This window comes from Micromonospora sp. 050-3, from assembly GCF_046549335.1.
Taxonomy (GTDB): Bacteria; Actinomycetota; Actinomycetes; order Mycobacteriales; family Micromonosporaceae; genus Micromonospora; species Micromonospora trifolii.
Genome location: NZ_JAJPVX010000002.1, coordinates 707,698 through 718,895, shown reverse-complemented (window position 1 = coordinate 718,895; position 11,198 = coordinate 707,698). Strand labels below are relative to the sequence as shown.

Here is an 11,198-nt window from a genome sequence, read left to right as displayed (position 1 = left end):
CGCCACCGCGCGGGCGCTGTCGGTCAGCGGCGGCTGCGACGTACGGTGCCGACCACCGAGATGATCAGCAGCAGCGCGAAGCCGGCGCCGGCGGATTCCCCGACCGAGTCGACGAAGCCCTGCTGGAGCACCAGCCAGCCGAAGAGAAACCACCCGAGGAGGAGCGTCGCCGCGACGGCGTACGCGATCACCGTCGCTCGGGACACCTCGTCGGGTGGTGCTTGCTCGTGCTCCGCGAATACGTCACTGTCGACCGTCATGCCCAGCCTCCCCGCCCGGTCCGGCCCTGGACTCCAAGGGTGACACTCGTTAGTCCGGCCGGACAGGGGGTTACCGCCGCGATTCGCTCCGTGTCGCTCAGGTGCCGGGGCGCCGGCCGATCAGCACCACCCGGGTGCCGACCTTGCCGAGCTCCCACATCCGGACGGCGTCGGCGTGCAGCAGGTTGACGCACCCGTGCGAGCCGATCGACTTCTCGTGCAGGTAGGTGGTGGTCTCGTGGAAGCCCATCCCCTGCGTGAAGTGCTGCCAGTACGGCAGCCACACCTCGTACGGGTCCGACCATTCCTTGGGGTTGCGGTAGTTGACGGCGTACGTGCCGGCCGGGGTGCGGTAGCCGGACATGCCGGTGCGGGTCACCGTCGGCGCCATGATCACCTTGCCGCCGCGGAGCGCCCAGACGGTCTGCCGGGTCAGGTCGACGCAGAACGTGGTGCCGGTGCCGGCCTTGCAGCGGGTCGTGTCGGTGGTGGCGAGGCGCTGGGCCACGTCGAGGGTGGTTGGTCCGGCGCGACCCTCGACGGGGCGAATGCCGTACCTCTTCTGGAACTTCTTGATCGCCGCGCAGTCGGCGGCGGACTGCCGGCCGTCCACTGTCACCGCCCCGAACCCGCCCAACCGGGCCAGGTAGGTCTCCACCGCGCGCTGGTGCTGGCCCTGGGGGCAGCCGACGACGGTCGGCGTACCGGTGCCGGGGGTCGTGGTGGGCGCCGGGCGGGTCGGCTTCGGCGTGGGTTTCCGGGAGGGTTTCGGGGTGGGCGCGGTCGGCGTGGGCCGGCCGTGCTGGTCGGGCCCGGGCGTGTCGCCCGCCCCCGTTGCCTGTTCCGCCGCACCGGCTGGGGCGGCTCCCCCGCCACCACTCCCGCCGGACTGCGGATCGAACGCGCACGCTCCCGCGCCGACCAGCACGACCACCACGAGGGCGACCAGCCGGGAAGTTATCCGGACATGCTTCATGGAACCTCCCCAGACAGTCGTCCCTTTACTAGACGTTCGTGAGTGCCATCACGGTTGCGCCCGGTGAGCATCTTTCTTTCGCCGTCCCGCGTCGTGCAACACTGGATGGTCGGCCAGCAGCGGGTATGCGACCCGTTCCGGCCGGTCGGCCAACCGAGGAGAGGACGCTGGCGTGAGCGGTGGACCACTGATCGTGCAGTCGGACAAGACCCTGCTGCTGGAGATCGACCACCCCGACGCGCAGGCCTGCCGGATGGCGATCGCGCCGTTCGCGGAGCTGGAACGCTCGCCGGAGCACGTGCACACCTACCGGCTGACCCCGCTGGGTCTGTGGAACGCCCGCGCGGCGGGCCACGACGCCGAGGGTGTCGTGGATTCGCTGCTCAAGTACTCCCGCTACCCGGTGCCGCACGCGCTGCTGGTGGATGTGGCCGAGACGATGGACCGGTACGGCCGGCTTCAGCTCGCCAACGACCCGGCGTACGGGCTGGTGCTGCGCGCACTGGACCGGCTGGTGCTGATCGAGGTGGCCAAGAGCAAGAAGCTCGCCGGAATGCTCGGCGACAAGATCGACGACGACACCATCCGGGTGCACCCGTCCGAGCGTGGCCGGCTCAAGCAGGCGCTGCTCAAGCTGGGTTGGCCGGCGGAGGACCTGGCCGGTTACGTCGACGGTGAGGCGCACCCGATCGAGCTGGCCGAGGCCGGCAAGGACGGGCGCAAGCCGTGGACGCTGCGCTCGTACCAGCGGGAGGCCGTCGAAGCCTTCTGGGCCGGCGGGTCGGGGGTGGTGGTGCTGCCCTGCGGCGCCGGCAAGACCCTGGTCGGCGCGGCGGCGATGGCCGAGGCGAAGGCGACCACACTGATCCTGGTCACCAACACTGTCGCCGGCCGGCAGTGGAAGCGGGAGCTGATCGCCCGCACCTCGCTGACCGAGGAGGAGATCGGCGAGTACTCGGGCGAGCGCAAGGAGATCCGCCCGGTCACCATCGCCACGTACCAGGTGCTCACCTCGCGGCGCGGCGGCGCGTTCACCCACCTGGACCTCTTCGGGGCCCGCGACTGGGGCCTGGTCGTCTACGACGAGGTGCACCTGCTGCCCGCGCCGATCTTCCGGTTCACCGCGGACCTCCAGGCCCGCCGTCGGCTGGGCCTCACCGCGACTCTGGTACGCGAGGACGGCCGCGAGGGTGACGTGTTCAGCCTCATCGGTCCGAAGCGGTACGACGCGCCGTGGAAGGACATCGAGTCGCAGGGCTGGATCGCCCCGGCCGAGTGCACCGAGGTCCGGGTGACCCTGACCGACGCGGAGCGGATGTCGTACGCGACGGCGGAGGCCGAGGAGCGCTACCGGATGGCGGCGACCGCCCGAACCAAGCTGCCGGTGGTCAAGGCGCTTGTCGACCGGCACCCGGACGACCAGGTGCTGGTGATCGGGGCGTACATCGACCAGTTGCACCAACTCGGCGAGTACCTCGACGCGCCGATCATCCAGGGCTCGACCACGAACAAGGAGCGGGAGCGGCTGTTCGACGCGTTCCGGTCCGGCTCGCTGCGAACCTTGGTCATCTCGAAGGTCGGCAACTTCTCCATCGACCTGCCCGAGGCCGCGGTGGCGATCCAGGTGTCGGGGACGTTCGGCTCGCGCCAGGAGGAGGCGCAGCGGCTCGGTCGGGTGCTCCGGCCGAAGGCCGACGGCCGACAGGCGCACTTCTACACTGTGGTGTCCCGGGACACGATCGACACGGAGTACGCGGCGCACCGGCAGCGCTTCCTCGCCGAGCAGGGGTACGCGTACACGATCGTCGACGCCGACGACGTCCTCGGCCCGAAGCTACCGACCGTCGACTGACCCGCGCGGCCTTGATCGACTCGGTTTCCAGGAAGTCGCGGTGTCCGGGGCGCTTTGATGCCCCGGTTTCCTGAAAGCCGAGTCGATCATCACGGGGAGAAGCGGTCCACCAGGACCGCGAGCCGGCGGTCGTGGTCGGCGCGGCGGAGCCGGCCGCTGCGCATCAGCGTGACCAGCCCGTGCAGGCCGGCCCAGAAGGTTTCGGTGACCGTCTCCAGGTCGTCGGCCGCGGCGACCGGGCGCACCGTCTCGGACAGTTCGGCGAAGCCCCGGGCCAGGTCGGTTGGCACGTCCTGGCTGGCGAACGGCAGGTCCACGGCGAGGGTGAACATCGCGTCGTAGATCGCGGGACGCTGTTCGGCGAAGGCGACATATGCCGCCGCGACGTCGGCGACCGCCTGCCGGGGGTCGGCGGCGGAGGCCCGGGCCGAGACCAGTGCGGTTGCCAGCTCGGCGAAGCCCTCGACGGCGACCGCCGCCATGATGGCGTCCTTGCCCTTGAAGTGGCTGTAGAGGACGGGCTGGCTGTACTCGATCTCGGCGGCGAGCCGTCGGGTGGTTACCGCGTCCCAGCCTTCGGCCAACGCCAGGTCCCGTGCCGCGCTGATGATCGCCTGCTCCCGCTCAGCCCGCTCACGCTGCCGGCGCGCCTGTGTCGACATGACAGCAACTCTAGCACCGCTAGCTATCCTGCCGGTGCTCTGCTAGCGTCGCTCATATATCTAGCAGCGCTAGGAATTGGAGCAGACTCATGCTGGCACCCCTCGCCTACGGGCTCGCCGTCGTACTCAGCCTCTTCGTCGCCTTCATCGGCGCGCGGTTCCTGCTGGTGCCGCAGGCCGCGGCCGCCGGGTACGGCGTACCGGCCAGGCCGGACGGTGATTCCGCCTACCTGACGGTCAAAGGGCTGAAAGACCTCACGTTCGGGCTGCTCGGCCTCGCCCTGATCGCCTTCACGACAGCCGACGCGGTCGCGTGGTTCATGCTGGTCGTCGCGCTCGTCCCGCTGGGCGACACCGTCATCGTGCTACGGAACGGCGGAACGAAGGCCGTCGCCTTCGGCATCCATTTCGCCACCGCCCTCGTCGTCCTCCTCGACGCCGCCCTGCTGTTCGCCCTGTAACCAGACTCGGCCCCGACCCGGCCGGGGCGCGCCCGCCTTGATCGACTCGACTTCCTGGAAGTCGCGGTGTCCGACGCAGGCTGATGCCCCGGTTTCATGAAAGCCGAGTCGATCAACGCGCGGGGTGGGCGGCGGCAGGCCGGGTTACGACGTGGGGGGTGGGCAGCGGTCGGGGAGGGTGACCTCGCCGGGACGGTGGTCGAAGGTGTCCATGGTGAACCATTCGTCCAACTCCGGGTCGAAGAGGTTCTGCAGGCCGAACTGCAACACCTGCCACCACCGGCTCGGGTCGTGCTGGTCGACGTAGATGTCGCCGAGCGCGAGCGGGAACCGGAAGAACTCCCCCGGCACTGTGGAACCCCCGACCACCCCGACCCGCCAGTGGTCGACGTGCCGGTCCTGGTCACCCTGGAGGATCTCCGGCCCCACGTAACGGGCGGTCTTCAGCTTGTCGTTGAAGATCTGGCGGTTGAAGAACCCCGGGACCTTGCTGCACGCGCGGGGCGGGAACAGCGGGATGTTCGGCCACTTGTAGGTGAGCGTGTAGAGGGTGTTCTCGTAGATCAGGTTCGTGAACCAGATGGGGTGGTCCGGGCCGCCGGCGGTCATCTGGCTGTTGCCGTCCCGGCCCTGCCACGAGAACGGCACGTCGATGCCGAGGTCCCGCACGATGTACCGGCCGGTGCCCTGGAAGTCGGCGGGGAGCAGCGGTGGGCGCGGCTCGCGCGGTTCGGGAACGGTAGGGCCGTCGGCCTGGGCCGCGCGGGGCAGCGGCGCCGCCGCCGGACCAGGCGCGACCACACCGAGGGCGAACAGACCGCCGGCCACGGCCGACACCACCATCCGACGTGTACGCCTCGACACCACAATCGCCCTCCGCCACCCATACCGGCCTTCGGCGGAGCCTAGGAGGCAGGAAAACGTGAGAGACGGCGGAACGTGTGGGCTCCACCGGACGGGTGACGAGACGCGCACCGGCCCGGGACCAGAAGCGATCCCGGGCCGGCGTCACGCGAACCTGACTACTTGATTAGCTTCCAGGGGCCGTTCTTGTCACCGGGCTCCTGGCCGCGCGTCCACCACTTCGCCTCGTACACGTGGCCCTTGAAGGACACCCGGTCACCGGCGTTGTAGACCTTCGTGAGCGTCCAGGCCGCCGGGCTGTTGTCCGGTGGGGTCGGGGCGATCTCCTCCCAGGAGCCGTTTCGGTCACCCGGCTTCTGGTTGCGGGTGTACCACTGGGCCCGCCACTTCCGGCCGTCGTACATCGCGACGTCACCAGAGTTGAAGATCCGCGACGCGGTCCAGATCGTCGTACCGTCCTCGGTCATGGCGAGTTCCTGCCACGCGCCGTTGGCGTCGGCGCCCGGCTTCTGGTTCTTCGTGTACCAGGAGGCCCGGAAGACCCGGCCCTGGTAGGTGACCCGGTCCCCGTCGTTGTAGACGGTCGACGAACTCCACTCGGCCGGCAGGTTCACCGCCAGGACGGCGGTGGCCTGCGCCGGCGTGAGGTGGTCGTCGCCCGCGTACGAAGCGGTGAGCGTGTGCTGGCCGCCCGCGAGGCCCACCGGGAGGGTGAACGTCGCCGTCGCGTTTGTCACAGTGGTCGAACCGCGGACGGTCGTACCCTCGCGCAGCTCCACCGTGCCGGTGACCGGCGTGCTGCCGGCCGCGACCCGCACGGTCACCGTCGCCGCGGTGCCCCAGGCGGTCGGGGCTGCGGTGACGGTCATCGTCGGGACCTGCTTGGCGATCGTGAACACGGCCGGCTGGGCCACCGCCTCGCCGCCGTCGGCACTCTTCGCGGAGACGATCCAGCCGTACGAGGTGCCCGGCAGGAGCTTGCCCCAGGTCGTGGTGGCGACGCCGTTCGAGGTCACCTCGTCGGTGCCGATCGTGCCGGACGGCACGTACGCGGCGAGCGAGTCGGTGGTGAACGACGTCTTGCGGGTGCTGAGATCCACCGGCAGCGTCAGGTTGTCCTCCGAGCCGTTGTACCGCGGCTTCGGCTGGCTGCCGTCCTGGCGGATGTCGTACTCGGTCGCTCCGAAGTTCTTGAGGAACGGCGAGTACGTGTCGATGTGCATCTCGGCCCGGTCCACGTCGAACTGGAGCAGGCGCAGGAAGCTCGCGCCGAACTGCAGCCGGTCGGTGGCCTTGTGGTCCGGGGTGCCGTCGCCGTTGACGTCGATGGTGCCGTCCGGGGCGACCCGCGTCGGCCACAGCTCGGCGGCGGTGACCGTGTAGAACTGGTAGTCCGCGAGCAGCTCCACGACGTCGTGGCTGACCGTGACGCCGATCTTCGACTTCAGGTTGGTGCCGACACCGTGTTCGTGTCCGGCGAGGACCAGGAAGACGTTCGGGTTGACCTCGACGACCTGCTTGAACAGCGGCGAGCCGTCCGGTGCGGAGAAGTCCGCCCCGCGACCGTCAGGGTTGGCTGACGGCTTCAGGTAGTCGTGGGAGAGCAGGATCCCGTTGCGGTCCCGGTACCGCTTGAAGATCGAGTCAGCCCACTTGGCCTCGGCCGGCGTGACGCCGTACGACAGGCCGACCGCGACGAAGTCCAGGCCACCGGCGGAGAAGAGCAGGTAGTTGTTCTGGTTGTCCTTGCCCGGCGTGACGGACCCGTCGGCGTTGGTCACCTCGTCCCACGCGTGGTACTCGGTGCCCTTCGGCCAGCCCTTCGCCGTCCCGTAGTACCGGTCGGCACTGAAGGTCCGGCTGAACCGGGACGTGGGGCCCGTCTCGGCGCCCAACTGGTCGTCGTGGTTGCCCGCGATGACCTGGTTGACGACGCCGTTGTCGTCGAGGATCTTCTGGAAGCCCGAGGCGGTGGCGAGCTCCTTCTCGACCTGCTCGTGCAGACCGGGCCGCTTCAGCGAGCCGTCCGGGTTCTTGGCCAGCGGGTCGTAGTAGTCGTTCTCGATGACGTCGCCGGTGTGCGCGGCGTACGCGATCTTGCGGCTGGCCGCGTTGTCGGCGATCCACTGCATCTGGTCGCGGTACGCGGCCGACCAGATCGCCTGCTCCTCGGCCGTCTCGACGTCCGAGGGCTCGGCGTTGCCGTCGAAGTCGTCGTACGTACCACCGGCCGCACCCTCGGTGACGTACTGGGTGTCGGTGAAGTGCGCCAGCGAGAAGTCGTACGACGCGGGATCCTCGAAGCGGTCCTTGTCGTTCTGCGCCGACGCGTCGTGCGGCGACAGGTCGTCGGCGAACGGATCCTCGCCGGTGACCAGCACGTGCACCACGCCGCCGTCGCGGTAGCCGGCCTCGATCTGCGCGGTCAGAACGGTGTCCTGCCCGGCCTGCCCCCGCGAACTCGTCAGCACGACCCACTTCCTGGTGGCCGGGTCCCACGCCCGCAGCGCCACGATCCGGGCCGGGTCGATGGTGCCCGACCAACGCAGTGTCGGCTCCTGCCTGGTCGCGCCCAGCGGCAGGTCGTACCGCTGGAAGATCACCCCACGGCTGGACGGGGTGTCGATCGTCGCGCCGTCGAGCGGACGCAGCGAGGCGACGTTGACGTTCTTGTCGTGCTGAACGTCGAGCGTGGTCGGCACGTCGGCCGCCTCGCCCTGGTAGCCGCCCGTCGGCAGGACCACGTCCGCCTTGGTGAAGGTGGCGGTCAGCCCGACGCCCTCGGCGCCGGGGATCCGGGCGGACAGCTCGGCCGAGAGCGGGTCGGTGCTCTTGACTGTCGAGTTCAGCTCGGTCGGAACGTCTGGGATGCTCGCGCTGCTGAAGCGCACCTCGCGGGTGGCGGTGTTGCCGAGCGCGTCGGTCGCCGTCAGGGCGATCGTGTGCTCGCCGGCCGGCAGACCGTGGCCGATCTGATCGCCCTGCTTGACGGCCACGCCGTCGAGGGCGATGGCCGGCGTACCGAGGACCCCGGAGGCGTCCTTTATCTTGACGTTGAGCGCGACGGTCGAGGTCAGCCGCTGCCCGGCCGCCGGGACGCTGCTCTCGACCTCCGGGGCGGTGTTGTCAGTGGTGAAGCGCCGCGTCGAGGTCCTGTCCCCGACGACCGCCTTGATGGTGTGGGCGCCGTCCGCGATCGTCGTCGTGTCGACGTCGGCGCGCTTGCCCAGCGCCGGCAGCGCCGCGCCGTCGGGTGCCGTGACGTCGAACAGGACCATCTTGGTCAGCACCGAGTTGTAGCTGCTGCCACAGGTGCCGTCGCCGAGGTACGTGGTCACCTGCGAACCGGCGGGGTAGCTCGCCGAGCCGATGGTGACAGTGGTCTGCGCGATCGAGCGGGTCAGCTGGGTCGCCTTCGCATCGGTCGGCAGCAGCTGGAAGTCCCGCAGCGTGAAGTCGTCGAAGTTGTCGCAGCCGCCGGGCTTGGCGCTGCCGTGGTCGTTGCCCGCGACGAACTCCACGGCGTTGACGCCCGGCACCAGCCACTCGTTCGGGAAGGCGAGGTCGGCGACCTCCTTCTCCCACATGCCGATCTCCAGCGGGATGCCGTTGATCAGCACCTTGTTGTCGTACCCGTTGTCGCTGCCGTTGCCGCCGACGAACACCTTCAGGTGCGCGTCGCCGCCGCTGCCGAGGGTGTCGACCGTACGGGTCGTCGGGGCGCCGCCGATGGTGAAGTGAAGTTCGGCGTCCCTGTTTGCCGCGCAGGTGCTGTCGCCCAGCGCCAGCGTGGCGGCGGTCGTCTCCGCCTTCGTCACGGTCGTGCCGCTGGTGGTGACGACGTACGTGGCGCCGGCCGCCACCGTGCCCGCCGTGCTCAGGGTGAGGCTCGTCGCCTCCCGAGTCAGGGTGAAGTCGTCGTGGTTGGCGCAGGTCGCGCCGTTCAGGGTGCCGTTGTAGTCGCCGGTCCGGACCTCGACGACGTTGTCACCGAGGTGCAGGAAACGGGTCGGGAACGCCAGCCTGACGTCCTCGGCACCGGTGGCGCCGTAGTCGCCGCCGAGATCGACCCGGTGGCCGTTGACCAGCGCGTAGTTCTGGTAGCGGGCCTCGATGGAGTTGCCGGCCTCGACCCGGAGGCCGAGGGTGGCGGTGCCGGTGGCCAGCGCCTCGGCGTTCTCGGCGGGCTTGTCGTCTATGGCCAGCGACTCGACGGGGTCCTTGCCACCGGTGGGCAGCGCGGCGATGACCGGTCGCGTGCCCCGGATGCGGGCACCGTCACCGGGGGTGACGACCGCCGCGCCGGCCGGCGAGTTGTTGACGTCGACAGTCACTGATGTCTTCGCGCCCGACTGGGTCGTCGCGCTGACCGTGTGCGTGCCGTTGGTGAGCCTTGTGGTGTCCAGGTCGGTGCGCAGGCCGGACGTGCTGCCCGGCTCGCCGGAGATGACGAAGGTCAGGGCCTGCTTGAGCAGCTTCGCGGAGCTGCCGCAGGTGCCGTCGCCGAAGCTGTAGCTGAACAGGTTCTGCTCGCCGTCGGCGACCACGCCGAGCAGGCTGAGGCTGATGCTGCTCAACGCGTAGTCGTCGTAGTTGGGGCAGCGGCCACCCTCACCGTTCGGCAACTCCTCGTAGCCCACGGCGGTCTTGGTGGTCGAGTCGACCCAGTTGGCGCCGGCTTGGACGGTGACGGTGTTCGTGCCGGGCTGCAGCCAGTCACCGGGGAAGTCGAGAGTGCCGACCTGCCCGCCCGGAATGTCCGGGAGGTACACCCGGTCGGCGTCGGCGGTGTGGCCGTTGACGGTGATGTAGTTGCGGTAGCGGGCCTCGGTGCCGTTGCCGCCCATCTCGAAGGCGAAGTGGGCGGTTCCGGCGGTCCTGTCGGCACCGATCCGGTCGCCGTCGACGGCGAGGGTGGTGACCGAGTCGTTCTCGGTGACGGGCTCGACGACGACGGGGACCTTACCTTCGAGGTTCTGCCCGTCGGTCAGGTTGATCAGCGGCGTGTTACCGCTGGTCGGGACCGTCTGCGCTCCTGCCAGGGTGGGGCTGAGGGTCGTCGCCGGTCCGGCGATGAGGAGGAGCGCCACCGCGGACAGGAGTCCGCGTGTTCGCTTCCTACGCGCACGTGGTGCGTGCGTCATGGCGGGGTTTCTCCTTTGTTGGGTGCGAAGAACCGCCGACGCCGGGCACCGGAATGCCGACCGCGGCGGGCACGGGGCCAGAGCGGGTGGCCGGTCTCAGGACGACGGTCGGGCGCGGGCGACCCGTCGGCGACGTACCTGACGTCGCAGCAGCGTGACGACTGCCGCGATGAGCAGCAGGGGGCCGATGCTCCCGGCGGCCTTCCAGGCGGTTGCGCGGCCGTGGTCGGCAACGCCCGCGTCGCTCGCCGAGGGTGCGTCGCCGAGCGCCCAGTCGTGGGTGTACCGGCCGGGGCCGTACACCTGGCGCTGGCCCCACGGGCCGGTCGCCACCGTCTGGTACGCGGGGTCGAGGTCGCTCAACATCCGAAGCTCGATGCGGGCCGCGCCGATCGGCCCCGCGCAGAGGTAGTCGACGTCCACACCAGAGCCCGCGAGATCGCTCGGCGTGTCGACGGTGCCGGCGCACGCGTGTCCGCCGCTACTGACCGTCATCTGCGTGAGCAGGTAACTCGCGAATGGCGCGGACGAGGCGAGCACTGTCGCGTCCGAAGCCTGAAAGGAGATCGCGCCGTCGAGCAGTACACGGTCCTGCGGCAGCAGGCCGAGCCGGACGCCGAGCAGGGTCAGTTCGTCGACACCGCCCGCCTTCCACGTCAGGCGGACCACCGCGGGGCGGGTCGCGTCCGCCGCGATGGTCACGGTCTGCGGATAGCCGTACGGGTGGGCCGCAGCGGGAACGGCGGCGGCGAACAACGTCAGGGTGAACGCCACCGACGCGAGGAGGCGCGCCGTGACGCGGCGAAGCCACCGTGCGGTTGAGGGCATGCCAGCGCTCCGGTCTACAGGTGCTGTGGCACGCCGGTGGGCGCGACCGTTCAGTGACCCTGCCGGCCGCTGGCGAACTCGTCAGGCGAGCTTGATGAGAAACGGACGCAGCGGGGATGAACAGTTAGTTGATCAACTGCGCCGACGGCAT

Annotated in this window: 8 protein-coding genes; 2 read left to right on the top strand and 6 right to left on the bottom strand. The window is 69.9% G+C overall.

Features of this window, described 5'->3' with window-relative positions; genetic code table 11:
- Window positions 1-23: 23 nt before the first annotated feature.
- Complete coding sequence (locus ACLJOK_RS18305) at window positions 24-260, bottom strand: hypothetical protein (RefSeq protein WP_410819996.1); 237 nt, start codon at window positions 258-260, stop codon at window positions 24-26.
- Between the two features lie 97 nt (window positions 261-357).
- On the bottom strand, window positions 358-1,236 hold the full coding sequence (locus ACLJOK_RS18300) for a L,D-transpeptidase family protein (protein ID WP_410819995.1): 879 nt from the start codon (window positions 1,234-1,236) through the stop codon (window positions 358-360).
- Between the two features lie 172 nt (window positions 1,237-1,408).
- Here ACLJOK_RS18300 and ACLJOK_RS18295 point away from each other — a divergent pair, with 172 nt between their 5' ends.
- Window positions 1,409-3,088 carry a DNA repair helicase XPB gene (locus tag ACLJOK_RS18295; protein WP_124854244.1) on the top strand — a complete coding sequence of 560 codons (1,680 nt, stop codon included), beginning with the start codon at window positions 1,409-1,411 and terminating at the stop codon, window positions 3,086-3,088.
- Between the two features lie 89 nt (window positions 3,089-3,177).
- Here ACLJOK_RS18295 and ACLJOK_RS18290 read toward each other — a convergent pair whose 3' ends face one another.
- Window positions 3,178-3,750 carry a TetR/AcrR family transcriptional regulator gene (locus tag ACLJOK_RS18290; RefSeq protein WP_410819994.1) on the bottom strand — a complete coding sequence of 191 codons (573 nt, stop codon included), beginning with the start codon at window positions 3,748-3,750 and terminating at the stop codon, window positions 3,178-3,180.
- Between the two features lie 89 nt (window positions 3,751-3,839).
- Between ACLJOK_RS18290 and ACLJOK_RS18285 the strand changes: the two genes are divergently transcribed.
- Window positions 3,840-4,211, top strand: coding sequence for a DUF4267 domain-containing protein (locus ACLJOK_RS18285; protein ID WP_410819993.1), 372 nt, complete (start codon window positions 3,840-3,842; stop codon window positions 4,209-4,211).
- A 144-nt stretch (window positions 4,212-4,355) separates the two neighbouring features.
- Here the strand turns inward: ACLJOK_RS18285 and ACLJOK_RS18280 are convergent, their stop codons facing one another.
- The 3 genes from ACLJOK_RS18280 to ACLJOK_RS18270 all read right to left on the bottom strand — a co-directional run bounded on the left by ACLJOK_RS18280 (window position 4,356) and on the right by ACLJOK_RS18270 (window position 10,993).
- Window positions 4,356-5,039 carry a hypothetical protein gene (locus tag ACLJOK_RS18280; protein WP_410819992.1) on the bottom strand — a complete coding sequence of 228 codons (684 nt, stop codon included), beginning with the start codon at window positions 5,037-5,039 and terminating at the stop codon, window positions 4,356-4,358.
- 194 nt (window positions 5,040-5,233) lie between these two features.
- Window positions 5,234-10,165, bottom strand: coding sequence for a carbohydrate-binding protein (locus ACLJOK_RS18275; protein ID WP_410819991.1), 4,932 nt, complete (start codon window positions 10,163-10,165; stop codon window positions 5,234-5,236).
- 150 nt (window positions 10,166-10,315) lie between these two features.
- Window positions 10,316-10,993, bottom strand: a complete 678-nt coding sequence (locus ACLJOK_RS18270; protein WP_410819990.1) for a hypothetical protein — start codon at window positions 10,991-10,993, stop codon at window positions 10,316-10,318.
- Window positions 10,994-11,198 lie beyond the last annotated feature (205 nt).

Bases quoted from the DNA above. Each gene is read 5' to 3' on its own strand.
- ACLJOK_RS18305 (WP_410819996.1), bottom strand. From the start codon at position 260: ATGACGGTCGACAGTGACGTATTCGCGGAGCACGAGCAAGCACCACCC.
- ACLJOK_RS18300 (WP_410819995.1), bottom strand. From the start codon at position 1,236: ATGAAGCATGTCCGGATAACTTCCCGGCTGGTCGCCCTCGTGGTGGTC.
- ACLJOK_RS18290 (WP_410819994.1), bottom strand. From the start codon at position 3,750: ATGTCGACACAGGCGCGCCGGCAGCGTGAGCGGGCTGAGCGGGAGCAG.
- ACLJOK_RS18285 (WP_410819993.1), top strand. From the start codon at position 3,840: ATGCTGGCACCCCTCGCCTACGGGCTCGCCGTCGTACTCAGCCTCTTC.